We start from the raw sequence: 22,277 nt of genomic DNA on the forward strand, positions 1-22,277 counted from the left end.
GCAGGCTAGTATACCTTACTTAGGGCCGCCGCGTCAACGTGCTTTGCCAGCGCGGCCGCGAATTCAATGAGCGTTTGCTGCTCTTTGGTGCTAAAGCGGTCCAGTTCGGGTGAGTCGATGTCCAGAATACCAATAATTCGGCCGTCAACGGTCATTGGCACGACGACTTCGGAGTTGCTGGCGGAGTCGCAGGCGATGTGGCCGGCGAATTCGTGGACGTTGGGCACAATCAGGCTCTTGTCCTCTGCGTAAGCCGTCCCGACGACGCCGGAACCGGGCTTGATGTGGGTGCAGGCAACCTTGCCTTGGAACGGGCCGAGGTCAAGGGTGCCGGTTTTGCTACTGAATAGGTAGAAACCGACCCAGTTAGTTGCGGGCATTGCATCCGCGAGCATAGCGCTTGCATTGCTTAAAACCACGACGGGATTGGTCTCGCCGGTCATGAGCGCATCGACTTGGTCGACGATAATTGGGTCAAGAGTGTACAAAACTTATTCCTTCCTTCACAAACTTTCACATAAGTTATCAAAAAGTATTTTAAGTTGCCCGTTTTTTTGCGATACTGGAGGGCAGGAGGGTAAACACGCATTTGTGTTGCCTTGATGGTATTGTAATCGTGCACAGGCACGTTTGCAACGCAGGTTTTTTTACATATTAATTTATGGAAGTTTCCCCGGCTGGGGAATTAGGGGTGCATGCACATGTTAGCAATGTTAATCGGACTAGTGATAATCATTGTTGGAGCTGCGGCGGTAGTGTTATTCATTCAACGTCGAAACCGGCAAGAGATTGCGGCGCTTGACCAAGAGGTTGGGCGACTTGGTTCTGCCCAGATTGAGAAGAATATCCAGGCAATGCGCAGTCTTAATTTGACGGGGGAGAGCCTGAAGTCATTCACCAAGTGGCAGCGTGAGTACCAGACCACGAGTGAGGAATTCGCCGCCCAGATTGAGACCGCACTGATGGATGCCGAGAACGCCAATAACCAGTTCCGGTTTGGCAAAACCAAGACGGCCATCGTGGGGCTCAACACCCTGATTAGTGGTGCCCGCGGCCGGTACAAGCAGGTTCTGGGCGCGCTCAACCAGATTCGCCAGGACGAGGAACAAAACCGGACCCAGCTGGCGAAGCTCAAGAAGACGTATCAAGAAACGCGCAAGACGCTGCTCGCCAAGAACTTTGCGTTCGGCGACAGCATGCCCGCACTTGAGGAGCGCCTGAAGGATCTGGCGGACGAGTTCACCGCCGTGGACGAGGTCAGTGCTAGTGGTGACCACCATGCAGCCCACGAGCGCATCCAGACGCTTTCGGGTCACGTGCACGACCTGGCCGATTTGACCGCGGCGATTCCGCCACTGCTCACCGAGTTAATCAAGGAGTTCCCAGAACAGCTGGCGGAACTACAGAATGGTTACGATAAGTTGACCCAGCAGAATTACAACTTTGGCGACCTCGACATTCCGTCTAAGCTCCAGACGGTCAAGGTCGGCATCGACAACAGCAAGACCGCCCTGGCTTCACTCAACACCAGCGCGGCCACCGAGCAAAACAAGGTGCTGGCCCACACCATCGACAGCTTGTACGACGCGATGGAAAGGGAAATGACTGCAAGACGGGCCGTCGAGCAAGATTCTGACCGCATCACGCAGTTCATCGCCCACGCCCAGCGGCAAAACCACCTGCTGCTACTCGAACTTGATCACCTCGACCAGTCCTACAGTTTGAACCACGACGAAATCCCAATTGCCCAGAAGCTGCGCACGGAGCTCGTGGAATTCGACAACCAGCACCAGATTGACTTGCAGGCGATTGCCGACAAGCAGGCAACTTACAGCCAGATTGACGACCACTACAAGGCGGCAGACAAGCGGCTGCGGGAAATCGAGCAGCAGCAGCACGACATTAACGAATCCGTGTCCACGCTCAAGGCCGGTGAAGATTCCGCTAACCGGGCGCTTGATGACTTCACGCGCGACCTGCACGGTGTTCGCCGGCAACTGGAGGCGGCTAAGCTACCGGGCCTGCCCGTGCAGTTCAAAGACCGCGTGGCGCACGTTGCGACCGAGATTAACGATATCGGCAAGCAGCTCAGCAAGATTAAGATTGACCTGGACGATATCAACCAGCAGTTAATCGGGCTGCAGTCAGACATGGACGACCTCCAGCAGGACGCCACCGAAATTATCGATGCGGTGGGGCTGATGGCGGCGCTCATTCAGGCATCCAACCGTTATCGCGATGAGCACCCAGAACTCAAGGAAGCGGCAACCAAGGCGAAGGCCCTGTACGCGCAGATTCACTACAAGGAAGCGGCTGACGTGATGGCAACGGCGCTGGAAAAGGCCGTACCGGGTTCGTACCGTCACGTAGAAGATGCCTACCTCAATGAGAAGACTAACGATGAGATGTAAGCCTGCCCGAAGTGTTATTTTGCGGCGCAGCGCATCAGGTAAGCAAGGATAACTTAGATGAACAATGTGGGTCCGAATCTGGGGCCCACATTTTTATTTTAATCGTGAGTAATTCTTTGGTATAATGAACTTACTTATTTTTCGGAAGGAACGGCGACAATGATTTACTTTGATAATAGTGCGACAACAAAGCCTCTGGACAGCGTCCTGCAGACGTACCAAACGGTGGCAACAGAATTCTTTGGTAACCCCAGTTCCCTGCACCGACTCGGTGACCGGGCACGGTCAGTGGTTGAGCAATCACGCAGCCAAATTGCGCAATTGATGCGGGCCAAGCCGGAAGAAATATTTTTCACTAGCGGCGGGACCGAGGGTGACAACTGGATCATCAAGGGGACGGCAATGGCCAAGCGGATGTTTGGCAAGCACCTGATCACCACGACCATCGAACACCCGGCCGTGCGCGAAACCATGAAGCAGCTGGAAGAACTGGGGTTTGAGGTTACGTATCTGCCCGTGGACAAGCGCGGGTTCATTAGCGTCGATGACCTCAAGGCTGCAATCCGGCCCGACACCATCTTGGTTTCCGTCATGGCCGTGAACAACGAGGTCGGCAGCATTCAGCCAATCGCCAAAATCGGGGATGTGCTCGAGGACTACCCAACGATTCACTTCCACGTCGATGCCGTGCAGGCGGTCGGCAAGGGCGTCATGGACCAAATCCGGCACCCCCGCGTTGACTTTTTGACGTTCTCCGGCCACAAGTTCCACGCACTGCGCGGGACGGGATTCATCTACGCCAAGGCGGGCCGGCGCATTGAGCCCCTCATGGCTGGCGGTGGTCAGGAAAAAGACTGGCGCAGCGGCACCGAGAACACGGCCGGAATTGCGGCCATGGCCAAGGCACTGCGCCTGTGTCTCGACAACGAGGACGAAAAGGTGGCACGGCAGAATGCGATTCGCAAGAACATTGCGGATTACGTCAGCACCTTCGAGGACGTGCACTTGTTCAGTGAGATCGCGCCGGACTTCGCGCCCCACGTGCTGACGATGGCCATCAAGGGTGTGCGCGGTGAAACCATCGTCCACGCGTTTGAGGGTGAGGACATCTACATGTCGACGACGAGTGCTTGTTCCAGCCGGTCCGGCCAGGAGAGCAGCACGCTGGCGGCCATGAACGTACCGCAGAGTTTGGCGCAGTCCGCCATTCGGGTGAGCCTCGACGAAGCGAACACGATGGAAGAAGCCGAGCAGTTCAAGCAGGCTTTCCGCCGCATTTACACCAATTTCCAGAAACTGAAAGGATAATTATGCAATACTCAGAAATTATGGTTCGTTACGGCGAACTGTCCACCAAGGGCAAGAACCGCAAGTCCTTTATCGGCCGGCTGAACGGGAATATCGCCAAGGCGCTGCACGATTTTGACGACCTCACGATTCGCCCCAAGCGCGACCGGACGCACATTGAACTGAATGGCACGCCAGCAGAACCAGTCATGGACCGGCTCAGCAAGGTGTTCGGGATTCAGTCCTTTTCGCCCAGCGTTGCGGTGGAAAAAGACATGGATAAGGTCAAGCAGGTTGCGCTTGAACTGATGAACGAGGCCGCGGCTAAGGGCGTCACGTTCAAGGTGGAAACCCACCGGAGCGACAAGACGTTCCCACTCGACACCAACGGCATGAACCTGGCCCTCGGTGATTTCCTGACCGAGGAGCGCCCAGATCTCATCGCCAAGATGAAGAATCCTGACGTTAAGCTCCGGGTCGAAGTGCGCCGGGAAGCAATTTTCCTTTCCACCACCACCATCAAGGGGGCTGGCGGTCTACCAGTTGGGACCGCGGGCAAGGCCGCGATGATGCTCAGTGGGGGGATTGACTCACCCGTTGCCGCATACCTCGCCCTAAAGCGCGGGGTGGACATCGAGATGGTGCACTTCTTCAGCCCGCCATACACGAGTGACAACGCGCTGAACAAGGCTAAGGAACTGACGGCCAAGCTCACGCCATACGTTGGGAGCATCACCTTCATAGGCGTGCCGTTCACGCACACGCAGGAAGAAATCAAGGCGAAGGTTCCTGAAGGCTACCTGATGACGATTCAGCGCCGGATGATGTTGCGGCTGACGGAGGCCATCGCGAACAAGCGCGGCGACCTCGTCATCTTCAACGGTGAATCCGTGGGGCAGGTTGCTTCCCAGACGCTGGCATCCATGGCCGCCATTAACGACGTGACCACGATGCCAATTGTCCGGCCAGTAGCGACGATGGACAAAACGGAAATCATCGCAGAAGCGGAAAAGATTGACACGTACGAGCTGTCCATCATGCCATTTGAGGACTGCTGCACGATTTTCGCGCCACCAGCACCAAAGACGCAGCCACGCATTGACCGGTCGCGCTACTACGAAACCAAGATTGATGTCGAGGGGTTGATGGAAGAAGCTCTGTCCAACCTATCAATCGATGTCATTCGTCCTGGTCAGGAATTCCTGAACCAAGATCAGGACATTATTGCGGAGTTGCTGTAATCTTGACTTGCTCACTGAATAATTAGTTGGTGGGTTGGGGCTAGATTATGCATTCTCTTTGACGATCCAAATGAGTCTAGAATTGTTAGCGCTCGGTTTTGCCGGCGCTAACAATCCTAGACTTTTTTTGCGTGGCGGCGTCATTTTGGATGGTAAAGTGGCTTAAGCGGTTGTACTCTAATGTCAGGGGATTTTGGGGTAAAAAAAGAGGTATTCATGTATGGCAGATTCCAAGAATGGACCGGATTTGGGCAAGGCATTCAAGCAGTTTCGCGAGGCGCGGGGTTACACCCTCAAAGAGGCCGGTTTTGGCACATCAGTTTCCGCGTTGTCGCGCTTTGAACACGACCAAACCAACCTGAATAATCATGCGCTTAATACCGTCATGACCAACATTGGGTTGTTGCCAGACGACCTGCGCGTAGACTTCCTCATGTTCCATTCGCCATTCATTAAGGCACTGGGCAACATCAAGGCTCTGCGCGTCGGCGTGAGCTTGGAGCGGGTTAAAAGCGCCGCTGACCAATACCGAGTAACGACCGCGGACCACGATTACCCGCTGCGCGAACTGAACATCGCGGTGTTTGATTGGATGATTAAGTCCTATGAGGCCAACGCCGAGCTGCGGATGCCATCGGATTTGCAGGCGCAGATTAAGCATCTTTTAATTGATGATAATGCATGGTATATGTACGACCTGAACATCTTCAGTTTTGTCATGGACTTTCTCGACACGAACCTCATCGTGCGGGCCTACCAATCGTTGCGCGCGCACGAACATTTCAAGTTGGGGACGCCGTATGCCGACGATATCGCCTTTGTGATGTGGCACGTGGGGCTAGCGCTAATCATGCGCGACGAGAATGAGCTGCTGCCGACAGTGCAGGAGGACATTATCCGGTTCCGCGACGCGATGACTGACCGGCAGGGACCGCTCATTAGCAACTTGGTGCTGGCACTCGTCATCGAAAAGAAGGAGCCAAGCGTGGCTAACTCAGCACGGGTGGCAAAGGCGCTGAGGGCACCAACGATGATTGGCATGCCGAATTTGGCGTCGTTTTGCCAGCTGCTCGTCAGCAAGGCGCACGGTGTCGAAGCGGGGGTGATCATATGAACTCGAACATGGGTGAATTGTTTAAAAAGGCCCGGCAGCAGCGCGGTTTGACGCTTGCTGAGGCCAGCCAGGGCGTGGGCATATCCTCATACTCCCGGTTTGAAAATGGTAAAAACGACATTAACAACAGTCGGTTAGGGTGGTCCCAGGAAGCACTGGGCCTTTATGCCACTGATTTAAGAAACCTGGACGTTCTTGCGCCCGTGCGCCTAGGGGATTTGGCCTACGCTTTTGGCAATGATGCGCAGATGGTGCAAAGTAACCTCGATGCAATCAAGCAGCTGGCGGTCGCGCCGGACAACCCGTTTTGGACGCTAATTAGTGACGCGCTGTCGGAACTGTTAACACTACTTGAGGAGCCAATCTTGAATCAGAGGCGATTGAGTGCCAAGTTGCAGGAGCGAATTAGTCACTACTTGCTGGGCCACGTCTTTGGCCTCAATGACTACGATTTTGCGCTGACGGTGCTGCCAACGCTAGATCCTTTGCTGGCGGTGCGGATTGGTGAGCATGCGTATGAAGACATGCGCGCGCACGATAACTATCGGCACACGGTTTTCTATTACCAGACGGTGGCACTGGTTGCTAGGGCGGTCATTGTCGGGGTGAACGGCAATCTCAGTTCGCAGCAGCTGGCAAAACTTGACGCCATGCTGGACAGCCTCGAGGTGTTCGAAAACTACGGCGTCCTGAACAATTTTGACTGCAGGTACGCCCGCAGCCTGCTGGAGATGAATCGCGAGCAGCCGGACGAAAAGGTGCGGGCAAACCATTTGGCCATTGTCCAAGTTGCCGAGACCTTAGTCATCACACCGCGGTACCGGTACATCGCTGCGAGCGAGCAGCAGTCGGGTCGGCTGACGACAGAGGAACTGATGCAGTAGCGAGGCTCCGCGCTGCGGGGTTTGGCCTCCAGGTCCGGGCTGGGCCTCGGGTGTGCTTCGCCGTGGTCGCTGTGGCGGTCGTCTGGAGCCGGAAAAGCGCCGTCTCCAGACTAAAAATTTAGCTTTGCATCGTCGCAATTAGTATTAGGTGTGTACGATACTTAGCATGTTGACGGTCGTTTCATCTTGTAACTAAGACCTGACAGCTCCTCACACAAATCTAAATTTTTCCCACAAGAATAGAGGTTGTGCCAACCGCAAAAACCGCGGTCGTCACAACCTCTATTCTTGTTGCCACAGCTACTTCGTGCGCATGTGAGTGAGTACGCATCAAAGATGCTACTCACTCATCAGGCTGGGCGGCACACCCGAGACCCAGCCCGGACCCTCCGGCCAAACCCCACAACTCTCCGCTGGCCAGTGGTAAACAGCTCAGTCATTTCTGGATGTTGAACAATGATGGACTAGCCACTCCAGGGTGTCATGCTTTCTGCTCTGTAAAAGCCTCGATAGGATTTTCTTTTAACCACTCTGTAGCGACTGGGTGGGGCCGGTGCGCGTGTAGTGCGGCTGGGATTTTCCTGTGAAAGCTATGGTGAGAGAAGACCAATGCGGTTTTTGCATTGGGCTTCTCCACACCATAGCCGGCAAAAATTAAGACCCGCTAGGAAGAGCAAAGCTTCCCCACAGGTCCAAACAATACGTATTTAGTTCGTAACCCCAAGAATCAGATGCGGGGCTTAATTTTTAGGTTGAAGACCCCGCTTTTTGGGCTTCAACCGGCCGCACGGAAAATCCCAGCCGCACGGAACGCGCACCGGCCCCGCCCAGGCGCGGTCCCTATACCACTCAGTACAAACCCACTCACGCTGCCGGCCAGTGTCAGTTAGTGCAACCGCACGTATTCGTAGTTGACGATGCCGTTGGGGAGGACCGGGAACGACTCGACCCGGTCGGTGAGTAGGTACGCCAGCCCGCCCTGGTAGACGCCGGTCATCGGGATGTCCTTGTTCAGTAGGTACTTCTCGGCGTCAATCTCTTTTTGCCACCGTCGCTTTGGTTCATTTCCGAGCTTGCTGATTTCGCTCAGTAGGTGGTCGTAGTGCGCGTCGCTGTACCCGGAGACGTTGGTGCGGCTGTCGGTTTGGCCGAAGCTCAGCAGGTTGTACGGGTCGACGTCCGGTGGGGTCCAAGTTGAGAACACAATTTCAAATTTCCCGGCATTCTCCAGCGCCACCCGTTGTTCAAGGCTGGTCTTCTTAATCTGGATTTTCACGCCCGGTAAGTTGTGCTCGATTTGGCCCTTGAGGTAGGTGGCAGCAAGCTCGGCCTCAGTGTTGCTGGCGATGTTGAGCGTGAGGGTCAGCGCGTTCTTGCCCAGCGCCCGTTGTGCCTTGTGCCACTCGGACAGCGCGTGCACGGTGTTGTACTGCGCCTGACTGTCAGCTGCCTTGCGAAAGTCGACGCCACTTGGTGATGTGGCCAGACCCGCGGGGATAATCCCGTTAAGTTCCTTGGCCCCGTTTTCCAGCTTGCCCGTTGCAAACAGGTGCTTGTCGAAGGAAGTGGCAATCGCCTGGCGCAGGTGGACGTTCTTCGTTGGCCCGGTTGCGGTGTTGAAGTACAGGTAAGCACCCGTCGTCGTTGTTACGCGGTGCAGCTTGCGGTTGCCGAGGTACTGGGGGACCGTCTGCGCGTCGATGGCGGTGAAATCGAGCTGATTGGCCTTGAACTTGGCGGCAGCCGTGGTGGCATCGGCATTGACGGTGAACCGAACTTTATTCAGTTGCAGGTTACGTCTGAAGTAGTAAACATTATTTTTCACGAGGTTCCAGCTGGTGTCGCTTGCCCCGGACCAGTTGGTAATCTTGAACGGGCCATTGGTCAAAATGTGGTGGGCGTCCTGCCCGTACTTGCGGCCCTGCGCCTTGGCGTATGCGCGGTTAATTGGCATGAACGGCGCGGAGGACAGTGTTTCGGCCAGGTACGGTTGCGGCGTGCTGAGTTTGACCTGCAGCTTGTACTTGCTCAGCGCCCTGACACCCAGCGCCGATAGCGGCATGGTCCCCATCCGCACCTGCTCGCCGTTTGCCAAAATGTCGATGCGGCTGGCGTTGCGGGATTCGGTTGCGGGGTCAGCGAGCCGCTGCCACGCGTACACGAAATCGTCGGCGGTAACGGGGCTGCCGTTCGTCCACCGGTAGTGGCGCAGCGTGAATGTGTAAGTCTTTTTGTCCGCACTCACCTGGGGGCTGCCATTACTGACGTCGGCAATGAGCGCACCCTTACCGTTATGGCCGTACAGTCCATCGAAGAGGTTGCCAATCGCGCTGGCCGCAGCGAGGGTGCTGTAGTGCGTGCTGTCCAGTGATTCGATGGTGGTCGTGTTGCTTACCCGGAGCGGGGTGTTCGATGTTGTATCGTTTTGCGCCTGTTGCGGTTGGTTCCGCAAATACCAGCCGCCAGCAACCGTCAGCGTGATTCCGGCGGCGATAATTGCGCCAATTTTCACTTCAGTCTGCATAAGCTTCTCCCACGTGCAATTAACTAGTGAATTCGTTCTCGTGAATCTGTGTTATGCACTACCAATAGCTTAAATCATGGACTATCATTATTAAATAGTTAACAAGACGATTTTCGTGAGTTTGTGCATAAATGAGGGGGCAGCAGCATGTTCGATTTGCGCAGTTGGGCGGTTGAAGTGGTTATCGCCATATTCTTCATCTCTGGCTTTGTTGCATTTTACAACACGCTGGCGGCCTGGCTCACGCACAATGTGGCGCGGTATCAGCGCGGACCGCTCTACCTGCGCATCGGGCTCAACGCCTTTGCGTTCTTGCTGGCCGGCTTTTGCTTGCTGGCTGAGAACTGGAACCCAACCAACAGTGAGGCCTACATGAACTGGGCCCTCTACGTTTTGTTCGTGCCCGTCATTGATCGTGACGTCACGCGGACCGAGAATCTTCTGCGGTTTTTCGGCATCTTCGTTTTCTGGACCCTGAACAACAATCTCGGGTCCGTGATTTACTGGTTATCGCTCATCGTCCTTGGCGCAATTATGGTCGTTTCGATTAAGTGGGCGCGGCTGATTGAACGCAGTCGTGTGCTCTCCGTTGGCCTGTCGATGTGGATGGCCATCGCGTTTTGGGTCACCCAGACCCAGCTGATGGCGATTAACGTGGTCATGGGCGTGGTCATGTTCGCCCTCATGGAACTGTTCACCGTCCTGTACTGGTCGGCGGACCGGCGCTCGAAGCGCGAGCGGGCCGAATTGGTGGAGCAGGTTAACCGCGACACGCTGACCCAGGCGCGGAGCTTTTTCGCCTTCAAGGATGAAAGCATGCGGCTGTTGCCCCGGGCGCGCCGCAGAAGTGAACCGCTCACGCTCGCGATGTTTGACATCGACCATTTCAAACTGGTGAATGATGAACACGGCCACGCCGCGGGGAATTATGTGCTGACTGAGGTGACCAAAATTGTGACGAGCTACCTGCAGCAGCGGATAGGTGATACCTGCGCCCTGTACCGCACGGGCGGTGAGGAGTTCAACATCATCTTTTTGGACTACACCGTTAAGGAAGTCGAACCTTTGGGCCGTGAGTTGCTGAAACTGGTGCGCGACCACGACTTTAGTTACGAAGGCCATGAACTGCACATTACTTTGTCGATGGGGATTACGGGCCTCTTGCCAGGCGACATGAGCTTCGAGGATGTGTACGAGCGGGCCGATGCCCACCTGTACACGTCCAAGCAGGAGGGCCGCGATCGCATTACTGCTGGCGAGTAGATTTTATTCATGGGCGCGTAAAATACGGTTCGCAACCATTTGGACTTGTGTTATAATTGCCTCAACATGTTGAACGAGAGGGTCACCGGTGGCCGTTTCCAGAAAAGGGGAATTGCTGCGAACCCCAACTTAAACCGGTGATTGTAGCTCGTGAGTGCCTCCCTGAATGCAGTAAGGTGGCCGGCTCCGTCCGTTATCCGTGCCAAGTGGGGTAGATTGTTACCCAATTTAGGTGGTACCGCGAGTGAACTCGTCCTAATTAATTTTAGGGCGAGTTTTTTTGTTCAATAAAAAATCAGCTACATAGGAGTTGAGTCGAATGACTAAGGAATTAGCACCAAAGTATGACCCCAAGGCCGTTGAAGCCGGCCGTTACGAAGAATGGGTTGAGTCCGGCGTCTTCAAGCCAAGTGGCGACAAGAAAGCCAAGCCGTACACGATTGTTATCCCACCACCAAACGTTACCGGGAAGCTGCACATGGGCCACGCCTGGGACACCACGCTTCAGGACATGATTATTCGCCAGAAGCGCATGCAGGGCTTTGACACCCTGTACCTTCCCGGGATGGACCACGCCGGGATTGCAACGCAGGCGAAGGTTGAAGCCAAGCTCCGTGAGCAGGGTATCAGCCGCTACGATCTGGGCCGCGACAAGTTCGTCGAGAAGGTCTGGGAATGGAAGGATGAATTCAGCAAGATCATCCGCAACCAGTGGGGCAAAATGGGCCTGTCACTGGACTACGACCGCGAACGCTTCACGCTCGATGCGGGCTTGTCCAAGGCTGTCCGCAAGGTTTTCGTTCAGCTCTACAACGAAGGCCTGATTTACCGCGGCGAATACATCGTTAACTGGGATCCCCAGGCACGGACCGCGCTGTCCGACATCGAAGTTATCCACCAAGATGACGAAGGTGCCTTCTACCACATGATTTACAAGTACGCTGACGGCACGGACGGCGGCATCGAAATCGCCACCACCCGGCCGGAAACCATGTTCGGGGACACGGCGGTGGCCGTTAACCCGAAGGACCCACGCTACAAGGACATGATTGGCAAGAAGGTCATTGTCCCTGGTGTTGGCCGCGAAATCCCAATCATTGGTGACCAGCACGCCGACATGGACTTCGGGACTGGGGCCGTTAAGATTACCCCAGCCCACGACCCCAATGACTTCCTTGTTGGGAACCGCCACAACCTGGAACGCATCAACTGCATGAACGACGATGGTACCATGAACGAAGAAGCCGGCAAGTACGCTGGCCTCGACCGGTTCGATTGCCGCAAGCAGCTGGTTGCCGACCTGCAGGCATCCGGCGACCTAATTTCCATCGAACCAATCGTCCACTCCGTTGGGCACTCCGAACGGACCGGGGTTCAGGTTGAAGCACGCCTGTCCACCCAGTGGTTCGTTAAGATGAAGCCACTGGCTGAAAAGCTGCTGGCCAACCAGAAGACGGACAACAAGGTTAACTTTGTTCCTGCCCGCTTCGAACACACCCTCATTAACTGGATGGAAAACATTCACGACTGGGTTATCTCCCGGCAGCTCTGGTGGGGTCACCAGATTCCAGCTTGGTACAACAAGAAGACCGGCGAGATGTACGTCGGGATGGACGCACCAGAAGACGCTGAGAACTGGGAGCAGGACGAGGACGTGCTTGACACTTGGTTCAGCTCCGCGCTGTGGCCATTTTCCACCCTTGGCTGGCCAGACGAAGACGCCGCTGACTACAAGCGCTACTACCCAACCAACACACTGGTTACCGGCTACGATATCATTCCGTTCTGGGTTGCCCGCATGATGTTCCAGGGCCTGCACTTTACCGGCCAGCGTCCATTTGCGAACACCTTGATTCACGGGCTCATGCGTGATGAACAGGGCCGCAAGATGAGTAAGTCCCTCGGTAACGGGATTGACCCAATTGACGTGATTGACAAGTACGGGACCGATGCTCTGCGCTGGTTCCTTGCTAACGGGACCACCCCTGGTCAGGATGCTCGGTTCAGCTACAAGCAGATGGATGCTTCCTGGAACTTCATCAACAAGATCTGGAACGTTTCCCGTTACGTCATGATGAACCTTGGTGACCAGAAGGCGGACCAGAAGCCAAACCCAGCCAAGTTCGACCTGGCCGACAAGTGGATTTTTGCCGAACTCAACAAGACCATTGCGTCCGTCACCGCGAAGTTCGACAAGTTCGAATTTGGTGAAGCTGGCCGTGACCTCAAGAACTTCATTTGGGATGAATTCGCCGACTGGTACATCGAAATCAGTAAGGAAACCCTGACTGGTGACGACGAAGCAGCCAAGGCCGAGAAGCGGACGAACCTGACGTACGTGCTTGACCAGATTCTGCGCCTGCTACACCCAATCATGCCGTTCGTTACCGAAGAACTCTGGCAGAGCCTGCCCCACGTTGGCAAGTCCATCGTGACGGCTGCCTACCCAGAAACGCACGCGGAATTCGACAACGATGCTGCGGTTGCGGAAATGAGCAGCGTCATCGAACTCATTCGCGCAGTCCGGAACATCCGGAATGAAGTGAACGCACCACTGTCCACACCAATCGACGTGGTTATTTCACTCAACGACAACGGTTTACAGCAGGCATTCACCGCTAACCGCGCCGTCCTCGACCGGTTCCTGCACACCAAGCAGCTCGAAATCCTGCCAGCCGGTGCACCCGTTGCCGAAGCCAAGACGGCCGCATCTGCCGTGATGGCCGGCGCCACGGTCTACGTTCCCCTCGCCGAACTCATCGATTTTGATGCCGAGATTGCCAAGTTGAACAAGACCATCGGCAAGCTCGAGGGCGAACTGACGCGCATCGACAAGAAGCTGGGCAACCAGGGCTTCATCGCCAAGGCACCAGCCAGCGTTATCGACGAGCAGAAGGCCAAGCGCGCAGAATACAGCACGCAGATGCAGGCTGCTAAGGACCGCATCGCTGAGCTCGAATCTGCACGTTAATTGCTAAGTGTTGAGCCGGAACCATTATTTTAAGTGGGACTTGCTCAATAATTGAAAAGACGCCACAACCAACCGGATTTCCGCGGCTGGTTGTGGCGTCTTTTTCTGTCGGCGGCTGACGCGCTCGCCCATCATGGCAGCCGCAATTGTTGATCACGGAGGCGGCAGGGCAGGGCGAGAGCGCGGACCAGCGAATTTGCCCCGTTAGTTTTGCGCTGGCCCATTTCCTGCATGGCCAAGGTGGTAGAATGTAATCTATACACTACGCGAAAAGAGAGTAACCATGGAATTTGCGACTTACGAAGATGCAGTTAGTTATATTCACGGGATGCCGCGGCTGCGGCCAAACAATGGGCGCGCTGAATTACGGGCGCTGCTTGCCGAACTCGGCCACCCGGAAAAACGCGGGAAGTTCGTGCACGTGACCGGAACCAACGGGAAGGGGTCGGTGACCAACGCGATTGCCCACATTTTACTTGCGGGCGGCCTGCACGTGGGGATGTTCACCTCACCGTTCATCAATCGCTTCAACGAGCGGATTCAGATTGACGGTGAACCGATTGCAGACGAGACATTGCGCCTGCTCATGGGTAAGATTGCCACCGCAATTGCCAAGCTGCAAAGGGCAACGCCGGGGCTCATTATCAAGGAGTTCGAGGTGGATACGGCGCTTGGGCTGCTCGCCTTTGCGGAGGCGGATGTTGATGTTGCGGTCATCGAGGTCGGCATTGGCGGTGAGCACGACTCCACTAACGTCATCATGCCCGAGGTGGCGGTGATTGCAAACGTCGCGCTTGATCACGTCGAGCTCCTCGGTGGCTCGCTGGAATCCATTGCCCGCGAAAAATCCGGCATCATCAAGCAGAACGTGCCGGTCGTGACCGGACCCCTGGTGCCCGTTGCGGCCAAGATTATGGCGGCAAAAGCGGCCGCTCAGGGTGGTCACCTGGATGCGTTCGGTACTAGCTTCAGCGGCAAGGGGCGGCAGAACGCCCGCACATTCGGGGTTAAGTTCGATTACGAGGATGTTGACGGGCCCATCACCAAGCTCGACTTCCCGTTGCTCGGCGGGTATCAGATTGAAAACGCGTCGGTGGCGGTGCGCGCCGCCCGGGTGTTTGCGGAGCGGTCGCAGATGGAACTAACCGATCAGGAAATCCGCACGGGACTGGCCAAGGCCACCTGGCCGGCGCGGCTGGAGAAAATCAGTGACGACCCGGCCATTGTCATCGATGGTGGCCACAACCCTGACGGTCTGGGCCACGCCCTCAAAGCCGTGACCAGTCTGCACGCCGAGCACCTGACCATCATCGCGGGTATCCTGGGCGACAAGGCCCTGCCGGAGATGCTGCGCCAGTTGCGGGCGACTAGGGCCGAAGTGCTGCTGACGGTGGTGCCGGATAATCCTCGCGCAGCCACGACTGAAGATTACGCCAAGGCCGGCAACAAGGACTGGCCGGTGCTTGACTGGCACGAGGCGCTGGCCAAGGCGCTGACTGAGAACCAAGACGGGATTATTTTGATCATCGGTTCGCTGTACCTGGCCTCGGCGGTGCGCCAGGAACTACTGGACTCGAATCAGCCAGATTAAAGGTGACGCGCCTGATTCAGGCTGAATTTTTATTTGGGAAAAAATTTGATGTCATGTGTGCATTTGCCACCTTTTTTGCGAAATATATCGTGAAGGAGGGAATTAAAGATGACAGACATGAGAATCGACGTTTTACCACAAACCCAGGTTGAGGCCACTGCGCGGGCGCTGGTGACCAGGCTTTTTGCACTTGCGGGCCAAAACAGTGCGCAGGCGGTGAATTCGGTGTGTATGAACTATCCGCGGCTGACCGGGCTTGCGGTGGCGACCAGTGCCGAGTTGGCCGCCCTTGATGGGGTCGGAGCGGTGCGTGCCGAGCTACTGACGTCCGCGATTGCGTTCGGTGAGTTAGCCCTGCACAACCTGAATACGCCGACCAAACAGGTGGTCAGCTCCGACCAGCTGGGTGAGAACCTGGTGCACCGGATGGCGGGTGAAGTGCAGGAGCAGATGCTCGTGTACTTCCTCAACGTGAAGAACGAAGTCATTGAAGAGGCGACCATGTTCAAGGGCAGCATTGAATCCAGCATCACCGACCAGCGTGTGATTTTACGCCGGGCGATTCTGCTGGGGGCATCGCGCCTCATCGTTGCGCACAACCACCCGAGCGGTTCGGTGAGTCCTAGCCCCGAAGACCAGGAAATGACGGACCGCCTGTTTACCTCGGGCCAGCTGATGGGCATTCGCCTGCTCGATCACATCATTGTCGGCCGCGACGATTATTTGTCCTTCCGCGAAGAGGGCGACTTGTAGCCAATCAGTTCGCTAATTATTGATGCGTGAACGAAGCCAGCACAATTGCGATTGTGTTGGTTTTTTTGCGTGCACCTCATTTTGAATATCTAAGTAAAAGTTAAATGTGGCTAATTTTTGGGTTTGATTGCGGGAACGGAGCGGTTATTTACGGAAAATCGCTCCGCGTATGGTATAATTCTTCCAGAAAGAATTCGGGTCGCCCATGAACTTAGTTGACTGGCAGGCACGCTTTGTTCCGGTTTAAGGTGCTAATGCGACCCGACATAAAGGAGAGAACATCTTGTTTGGATTAGGTGCAAAAAACATTGGGATTGATCTCGGGACCGCCAACACGCTCGTGTACGTAGAGGGTAAAGGTATTGTCCTTAGTGAACCTTCAGTTGTTGCTAAGAACACGCAGAGCGGGGAAATCATCGCTGTTGGTTCTGAAGCGCGCGACATGATTGGCCGGACGCCAGTTAACATTACCGCCATTCGCCCAATGAAAGACGGGGTCATCGCCGATTACGATACCACCGCGGCAATGCTGAAGTACTTCATGGGCAAGGCACTGGGCGGCAACAGCCACCCATACGTCATGGTTTGTGTTCCAAGTGGGGTGACCGAAGTTGAAAAGCGGGCGGTGATTGATGCCGCTAAGGTTGCGGGTGCCCGTGACGCCTACGTAATCGAAGAACCATACGCCGCAGCAATTGGTGCCGGTTTGCCCGTTATGGACCCAACCGGGAGCATGGTTGTTGATATCGGTGGTGGGACCACGGATGTTGCCACGATTTCCCTTGGTGGGATTGTTTCCAGCCGTTCCATCCGGATGGCCGGCGACAAGATTGACGAAGCCATCACGACTTACGTTCGCCAGCACTACAACCTGCTGATTGGGGAACGGACCGCTGAAGAGATTAAGATTCAGATTGGTTCCGCATCCCAGAAGGAAGCAGAAACCCTGGAAGGCATGACCATTCGTGGGCGTGACCTGATTTCTGGTCTGCCAAAGACGGTCGAAATCAAGGCCACCGATGTTTCCAAGGCCATGAGTGAAGTTGTCACCGGCATCATCGAAGCAATCAAGGAAACCTTGGAAGAAACCTCTCCCGAAATCGCGGCCGACGTTATTGACCACGGGATTGTGCTCACTGGTGGTGGCGCAATGCTCAAGAGCCTCGATTCCGTCATCAGTGACGAAACCAAGGTCCCGGTGTTCATTGCGCAGGATCCACTGGACTGTGTTGCCGTTGGGACGGGTGAATCACTCAAGAACATCGAGGCAATGAAGAAGCACTAATTCAGGAGTGCAAGTTCAATTTCACACACAAAGTGCCGCTTTTAAGGGCGCTTGACGGACACGGGGGATGGCATGACGGATGCGTCGTTCCGTCCCCCGTTTCTTATGGCTGTGAAATGAGGACTTGCAGCAACATGACGGTTTAGGACCACGGATTAAGGAGTTTTGGCATGCAGAAGTTTTTTTCAAACAAACGCCTAATCGTGCTGCTGGTCGCACTCATTCTCAGTGTTGGCTTTATTTCGGCCTCAATTGCGGTACGTGATGATCGGAGCACGCCGCCAATTGTGCAACAGGTCGGCAACGACGCGGTGGGGATTGCCGGCTGGATTGTTGCGGCACCCGCGAACGCAATTAACGGCGGGTTAAGCGACATTGCCAACCTGATGAACACCTATTCAGAAAATGAACGACTGAAGAGCAAGCTCGATGATTTGGCCCAAACTAAGGTCCGTAACCAGACACTTAGCCGGGAGAACAAACAACTTAAGAAACAGCTCAAGCTCAGCGCAACGTTGGCTGATTACGACACGGTCACGGCCGCCGTTGAATCACGCTCGCCATCCAATTGGCTCAACGTGTTGGTCATTGATAAGGGTGCGGTTGCCGGGGTGAAGAAGAACATGCCCGTGATGTCCGGTAGCGGCCTTATTGGGCGGATTATCGAGGTGAACAAGACTAATTCCAAGGTCGAGCTCATCTCAACCGACAACAACGCGGCCAACCGGTTTGCGGCGCAGGTTGACGTTGGCAATAAGACCGTTAACGGGGTAATTACGTCCTACGACACCGCCTCTGGTCACCTGATTATGGGCCAGTTAACCACGGATGCCAACGTGAAGAAGGGTGCCCGGGTCTACACGTCTGGCCTTGGTGGCCGCACACCTAAGGGTCTGTTCATCGGGACGGTTAGCTCCGTCAAGAAGGACGACTACGGGCTCGCCAACACGGTTTACCTGAAGCCGGCCGGGAGTCTGAACGATGTGTCGGTGGTCACGGTCATTGACCGAACGGTTAAGTAGGTGACATGATGAATGACAAACCATATACGCGCCACTGGGTTGCGGCGGTTTTTCTGTTCGTCGCGTTACTGCTCGACGGAACGATGACGCAGGTGCTCGCCACCTGGTCAACAAGTCCAGCGGGGCCTGGTGTGCCGCAGATTATGCTGATGGTCCTGGTGTTTATTGCACTGCTCGTGCCGGAAGAGAACTGGGTCGTCGCCATGGCGATTGTTGCTGGCGTCTTGATGGACATGTTTTACACCGGCGTCATTGGGGTGGATGCCCTGATTTTGCCGCTGATTACGTACCTAGTGCGCTCATTGCGGCCGTATGTTGCTCATTCAGGCGTTGTGGCCTGGGGTATCTTCATCATTGCCATGGCCGTGCGGATGTACGCGGAATATCTCCTGCTGCACTTCATGGGCCAAACGGTTGTGACGACGAAACTGCTCATTACGCAGCATCTGGCGCCTAGTTTGACGGTCAACATAATTATATTCATGATTATTTACTTCCCATGTACGCGATTACTGGTAAAATTAACCCAGAGATAAAAAAGTGGGGGTACTGTATGGACGCGGTAATTCTGAAGGGAACAGCAGATGGTTTTGGCCTGCGCCTGAACGCAGACGCTGCTGTTGCGGACATTCTTGAACAACTTAACGGGCTGCTTGGGCGCCTGTACAAGGACACACCCGAGGGCAACGTGAACTTCACCGTTGAGACGGGCAACCGCCTTTGGGCGAAGGACCAGCGGGAGGCACTCGACAAAGTGTTTGACCAGTATCCGCGGTTTGCGATTCGCATGGTTTCAAGCGGCGTTGTTGCCGCCGAAACGGTGGACGCACGCGTGGCGGCGGCCAAGACCCACTTTGCTGGGGGGATTGTGCGCTCCGGCCAGGTGCTGACCTATAGCGGTGACGTTGTCTTTGCCGGGACGCTGCATCCAGGTGGTCAGGTGCGCGCAAGCGGGTCGGTGTACATCCTCGGTGAGGCCCTCGGCATTGTGCACGCGGGCTTCCCGGATAACGGGCACGCGGTGGTTGCCGGAAACCTGGCCAAGCTGACCCAGGTGCGCATTGCGGATGCGGTGGAGATTGTCGATCCGGCGAACTATCCGGAAGCGTCGGTCTGCTTCATTAACGATCAGCATTTGCTCGCACACGACAAGCTCGCCGCACTCAGGCAGCTTCGTCCACAGATTTTTGACCAAATGGAGGAAGGATAATGGGAACAGCACTCGTTGTGACATCAGGTAAAGGTGGGGTCGGGAAGACGACCACCAGTGCGAACATCGGGACTGCCCTTGCCTTGCAGGGTAAGCGGGTTGTCCTCTTGGATTTGGACATTGGCCTCCGCAACCTGGACGCAGTATTAGGTCTTTCTAACCGCATCATTTACGACATTGTGGATGTGGCGAACGGTCGGGCCAAGCTGCACCAGGCACTCATCAAGGACAAGCGCTTTGATGACCTACTGTACCTGCTGCCGGCGCCGCAAAACGCCGACAAGGACGCGCTTAATCCGGAACAGGTGGCCGAGATTGTCAGTGACCTGAAGCCTGATTTTGACTTCATCATTCTCGATTCCCCAGCCGGAATTGAACAGGGGTTCCGCAATGCGGTCTCCGGCGCGGACGGCGCGATTGTCGTCACGACACCGGAAATCAGTGCGGTGTCCGACGCCGACCGGGTGGTGGGCCTCATCGAGCAAAAGCCGATGTCGATTAAACCCCACCTGATTATCAACCGGGTGCGGGCCCACATGCAAACGGATGGGACCGCGATGGATATCGACGAAATCACCGCGCACCTCGGCATTGATTTGCTCGGGGTCATCAACGATGATGATGCGGTGATTGCCACGTCCAACAAGGGCGAGACCATCGTCATGAATCCGGACAACGCCGCTTCCAGGGGTTACCGGGACGTTGCGCGCCGCCTTCTCGGCGAGACCGTGCCGCTCGCCAAGATTGTGGAGCACAAGCAGGGCTTCTGGTCCCGCCTGTTCCATCGGTCATAGATGGCCCGTTGCTAAAATAACGCCGGATTATGGGCAATTCGACATAATTCGCGCAATAGTTTAGCCGTTAGCTGGTTAATTACGAAGCTATTTTGAGAAAATAATTAAAATTAATTCAGAAAAGTGGTTGACAGTTCGGCGGACACGTTGTAAATTAGTCACAACATCAGAAATCGTTGATCGGAATCGTAGCTGACCAGCAACACACAGAGAACCCGCACAAGCTGAGAAGTGGGTGGTTGCAGCAGTTACACACATCCGTGAGCGGAGCGTTGAATTAAGTAGGCGTTCCCGGGTTGACCCGTTACAGTCGGTGGTTGAATTATCAACCAGGTAAGGTTTGTCAGGTGACTGGCAGACGTACATGAGGTGGAACCGCGGATTAACCGCCCTCTTGCGTATCGCACGCAGGAGGGCGGTTTTTATATATCCACCCTTTGTCAAACTAACCTGGTAATTCAACCACGTGAGGTTTGCCGTGTGAGCGACAAACGTACATGAGGTGGAACCGCGCTTAGCGCCCTCTTGCAGTTAGCTGCAAGGGGGCGTTTTTGCGTTCACCGATCAACGACATCAATTACTGAAATTATTATCATTTTGGAGGAAAAATCTATGAACTACATTGGCGAGATTCTACCCGCACTATTAAATGGGACTTGGACAACGTTATGGGTCTTTGCACTAACCTTGGTCATCTCAATTCCACTGGGGATTCTGCTTTCCCTGGGATTGACGAAGGGGACCAAGAACCCGCTGGCCGTGGCCATTCGCTGGATTCTGAACTGCTACACCTGGATCTTCCGGGGCACACCACTATTGCTGCAACTCATCTTCGTCTTCTACGGTCTGCCAATCATCGGCGTCGTCTTTGACCGTAACTCAGCCGTGATTTTTGCCTTCGTGTTGAACTACGCCGCGTACTTCGCAGAAATCTTCCGGGGCGGGTTCCAAGCCGTCGACCGCAGCCAGTTTGAAGCCGCAACCGTGCTCAACCTGACGCGCTGGCAGACATTGCGTTACATCATCATCCCCCAGGTTACCAAGATTGTGCTGCCAAGTATCGGGAACGAAGTCATCAACCTGGTCAAGGATAGCTCACTGGTATACGTAATCGGGATTGGCGACCTGCTGCGGGCCGGGAACATTGCATCCGCACGCGACGTAACGCTGGTACCACTCGTGCTCGTTGGGATTATCTACCTGCTACTGACATTCGTCCTCACGATGGTGCAGAAGCAAGTGGAAAAGAAGTTTGCGAACTTCGATTAGAGTTTGACGGAGGAAATCGATATGCTTGAATTAACCGGAATTAGTAAACAGTTTAATGGTCGCACCATTCTTAAGAACTTGAACTTGCAGGTCACTGACGGCAAGACGCTGGCAATCGTTGGCCCATCCGGGGTTGGTAAAACCACACTCCTGCGCATCATCGCGGGGCTGGAGGACGCTGATCAGGGCGAAATGACCTGGAACGGCGCAAAGACCACGTCTGAAGAGCTGCGGAAGCAGGGGATTCTCGGGGTTGTGTTCCAAAACTTCGCATTGTTCCCCCAGTACACCGTCCGCAAGAACATCACCTTGGCGCCAACGCTGAGCGGCACCAGCCAGGCGGACGCGGACAAGAAGGCTGATGAACTACTGAACCAGCTTTCCCTGACCGAACAGGAAAATGCCTACCCATCAACGCTGTCAGGTGGGCAAAAGCAGCGGGTCGCAATTGCCCGCGCGCTGGCATTGAACCCCGACGTTCTGCTCTACGACGAACCAACCAGCGCGCTGGACCCAGCACTGCGGGACAACGTTGCGGACATGCTGAACCAGTTCAAGCAGGCGGGGATGACCCAGGTAGTTGTAACGCACGATATGGACTTTGCGGCCAAGGTCGCTGACACGGTCTTCAAGATGCCCATCGGATTGGAGGCGTAAT

The 22,277-nt window shown here is 55.3% G+C and carries 18 protein-coding genes and 1 other annotated feature; of the genes, 16 read left to right on the top strand and 2 right to left on the bottom strand.

Annotation, left to right across the window (positions count from 1 at the left end):
• Positions 1–5: 5 nt before the first annotated feature.
• Positions 6–488, bottom strand: a complete 483-nt coding sequence (locus tag EKN00_RS04030; protein ID WP_127848859.1) for a GAF domain-containing protein — start codon at positions 486–488, stop codon at positions 6–8.
• 222 nt (positions 489–710) lie between these two features.
• Between EKN00_RS04030 and ezrA the strand changes: the two genes are divergently transcribed.
• From ezrA to EKN00_RS04055, 5 genes are all read left to right on the top strand, one after another.
• On the top strand, positions 711–2,411 hold the full coding sequence (gene ezrA, locus EKN00_RS04035; RefSeq protein ID WP_277749624.1) for a septation ring formation regulator EzrA: 1,701 nt from the start codon (positions 711–713) through the stop codon (positions 2,409–2,411).
• Positions 2,412–2,570: 159 nt separating this feature from the next.
• Positions 2,571–3,719 (top strand): cysteine desulfurase family protein, encoded by a 1,149-nt coding sequence (locus EKN00_RS04040; RefSeq protein ID WP_127848861.1) that lies wholly within the window; start codon positions 2,571–2,573, stop codon positions 3,717–3,719.
• A 2-nt stretch (positions 3,720–3,721) separates the two neighbouring features.
• Entirely contained in the window at positions 3,722–4,939 is a 1,218-nt protein-coding gene (gene thiI / locus EKN00_RS04045) for a tRNA uracil 4-sulfurtransferase ThiI (protein WP_127848862.1), read from the top strand.
• Positions 4,940–5,159: 220 nt separating this feature from the next.
• Positions 5,160–6,053: a helix-turn-helix domain-containing protein gene (locus EKN00_RS04050; protein ID WP_127848863.1), complete on the top strand. Its 894-nt coding sequence runs from the start codon at positions 5,160–5,162 to the stop codon at positions 6,051–6,053.
• Complete coding sequence (locus EKN00_RS04055; protein ID WP_127848864.1) at positions 6,050–6,937, top strand: helix-turn-helix domain-containing protein; 888 nt, start codon at positions 6,050–6,052, stop codon at positions 6,935–6,937. Before EKN00_RS04050 ends, EKN00_RS04055 begins: the two co-directional genes overlap by 4 nt.
• Before the next feature lie 886 nt (positions 6,938–7,823).
• Here the strand turns inward: EKN00_RS04055 and EKN00_RS04060 are convergent.
• Positions 7,824–9,461: a peptide ABC transporter substrate-binding protein gene (locus tag EKN00_RS04060; protein WP_127848865.1), complete on the bottom strand. Its 1,638-nt coding sequence runs from the start codon at positions 9,459–9,461 to the stop codon at positions 7,824–7,826.
• Positions 9,462–9,608: 147 nt separating this feature from the next.
• On the opposite strand from EKN00_RS04060, the gene EKN00_RS04065 reads away from it, so the two are divergent.
• The 11 genes from EKN00_RS04065 to EKN00_RS04115 all read left to right on the top strand — a co-directional run bounded on the left by EKN00_RS04065 (position 9,609) and on the right by EKN00_RS04115 (position 22,276).
• The gene (locus tag EKN00_RS04065) at positions 9,609–10,724 is read left to right on the top strand and encodes a GGDEF domain-containing protein (protein WP_127848866.1); all 1,116 of its coding nucleotides are present in this window, start codon (positions 9,609–9,611) and stop codon (positions 10,722–10,724) included.
• A gap of 60 nt (positions 10,725–10,784) precedes the next feature.
• Positions 10,785–10,985 (top strand) — a binding site (T-box leader).
• A gap of 58 nt (positions 10,986–11,043) precedes the next feature.
• Positions 11,044–13,695 (top strand): valine--tRNA ligase, encoded by a 2,652-nt coding sequence (locus EKN00_RS04070; protein ID WP_127848867.1) that lies wholly within the window; start codon positions 11,044–11,046, stop codon positions 13,693–13,695.
• A gap of 283 nt (positions 13,696–13,978) precedes the next feature.
• On the top strand, positions 13,979–15,286 hold the full coding sequence (locus EKN00_RS04075; protein WP_127848868.1) for a bifunctional folylpolyglutamate synthase/dihydrofolate synthase: 1,308 nt from the start codon (positions 13,979–13,981) through the stop codon (positions 15,284–15,286).
• Between the two features lie 108 nt (positions 15,287–15,394).
• Positions 15,395–16,039 (top strand): JAB domain-containing protein, encoded by a 645-nt coding sequence (locus tag EKN00_RS04080; RefSeq protein WP_127848869.1) that lies wholly within the window; start codon positions 15,395–15,397, stop codon positions 16,037–16,039.
• A 283-nt stretch (positions 16,040–16,322) separates the two neighbouring features.
• Entirely contained in the window at positions 16,323–17,324 is a 1,002-nt protein-coding gene (locus EKN00_RS04085) for a rod shape-determining protein (RefSeq protein WP_127848870.1), read from the top strand.
• Between the two features lie 170 nt (positions 17,325–17,494).
• Positions 17,495–18,346, top strand: coding sequence for a rod shape-determining protein MreC (gene mreC, locus EKN00_RS04090; RefSeq protein WP_127848871.1), 852 nt, complete (start codon positions 17,495–17,497; stop codon positions 18,344–18,346).
• A 5-nt stretch (positions 18,347–18,351) separates the two neighbouring features.
• Positions 18,352–18,882, top strand: coding sequence for a rod shape-determining protein MreD (gene mreD, locus EKN00_RS04095; RefSeq protein WP_127848872.1), 531 nt, complete (start codon positions 18,352–18,354; stop codon positions 18,880–18,882).
• A 17-nt stretch (positions 18,883–18,899) separates the two neighbouring features.
• Positions 18,900–19,556, top strand: coding sequence for a septum site-determining protein MinC (locus EKN00_RS04100; RefSeq protein WP_164848018.1), 657 nt, complete (start codon positions 18,900–18,902; stop codon positions 19,554–19,556).
• Positions 19,556–20,350: a septum site-determining protein MinD gene (gene minD / locus EKN00_RS04105; protein WP_127848874.1), complete on the top strand. Its 795-nt coding sequence runs from the start codon at positions 19,556–19,558 to the stop codon at positions 20,348–20,350. Before EKN00_RS04100 ends, minD begins: the two co-directional genes overlap by 1 nt.
• Positions 20,351–20,962: 612 nt before the next feature.
• A complete protein-coding gene (locus tag EKN00_RS04110; RefSeq protein ID WP_127848875.1) occupies positions 20,963–21,619 on the top strand; it encodes an amino acid ABC transporter permease in 657 nt (218 codons plus the stop codon).
• 21 nt (positions 21,620–21,640) lie between these two features.
• Entirely contained in the window at positions 21,641–22,276 is a 636-nt protein-coding gene (locus EKN00_RS04115) for an amino acid ABC transporter ATP-binding protein (protein WP_127848876.1), read from the top strand.
• Position 22,277 lies beyond the last annotated feature (1 nt).

This window comes from Lacticaseibacillus hulanensis (assembly GCF_004010095.1).
Taxonomy (GTDB): Bacteria; Bacillota; Bacilli; order Lactobacillales; family Lactobacillaceae; genus Lacticaseibacillus; species Lacticaseibacillus hulanensis.

Bases quoted from the DNA above. Each gene is read 5' to 3' on its own strand.
- EKN00_RS04075 (WP_127848868.1), top strand. From the start codon at position 13,979: ATGGAATTTGCGACTTACGAAGATGCAGTTAGTTATATTCACGGGATG.
- EKN00_RS04065 (WP_127848866.1), top strand. From the start codon at position 9,609: ATGTTCGATTTGCGCAGTTGGGCGGTTGAAGTGGTTATCGCCATATTC.
- EKN00_RS04080 (WP_127848869.1), top strand. From the start codon at position 15,395: ATGACAGACATGAGAATCGACGTTTTACCACAAACCCAGGTTGAGGCC.
- mreC (WP_127848871.1), top strand. From the start codon at position 17,495: ATGCAGAAGTTTTTTTCAAACAAACGCCTAATCGTGCTGCTGGTCGCA.
- mreD (WP_127848872.1), top strand. From the start codon at position 18,352: ATGATGAATGACAAACCATATACGCGCCACTGGGTTGCGGCGGTTTTT.
- EKN00_RS04055 (WP_127848864.1), top strand. From the start codon at position 6,050: ATGAACTCGAACATGGGTGAATTGTTTAAAAAGGCCCGGCAGCAGCGC.
- thiI (WP_127848862.1), top strand. From the start codon at position 3,722: ATGCAATACTCAGAAATTATGGTTCGTTACGGCGAACTGTCCACCAAG.
- EKN00_RS04100 (WP_164848018.1), top strand. From the start codon at position 18,900: ATGGACGCGGTAATTCTGAAGGGAACAGCAGATGGTTTTGGCCTGCGC.
- EKN00_RS04040 (WP_127848861.1), top strand. From the start codon at position 2,571: ATGATTTACTTTGATAATAGTGCGACAACAAAGCCTCTGGACAGCGTC.
- EKN00_RS04060 (WP_127848865.1), bottom strand. From the start codon at position 9,461: ATGCAGACTGAAGTGAAAATTGGCGCAATTATCGCCGCCGGAATCACG.
- ezrA (WP_277749624.1), top strand. From the start codon at position 711: ATGTTAATCGGACTAGTGATAATCATTGTTGGAGCTGCGGCGGTAGTG.
- EKN00_RS04110 (WP_127848875.1), top strand. From the start codon at position 20,963: ATGAACTACATTGGCGAGATTCTACCCGCACTATTAAATGGGACTTGG.
- minD (WP_127848874.1), top strand. From the start codon at position 19,556: ATGGGAACAGCACTCGTTGTGACATCAGGTAAAGGTGGGGTCGGGAAG.
- EKN00_RS04070 (WP_127848867.1), top strand. From the start codon at position 11,044: ATGACTAAGGAATTAGCACCAAAGTATGACCCCAAGGCCGTTGAAGCC.
- EKN00_RS04115 (WP_127848876.1), top strand. From the start codon at position 21,641: ATGCTTGAATTAACCGGAATTAGTAAACAGTTTAATGGTCGCACCATT.
- EKN00_RS04050 (WP_127848863.1), top strand. From the start codon at position 5,160: ATGGCAGATTCCAAGAATGGACCGGATTTGGGCAAGGCATTCAAGCAG.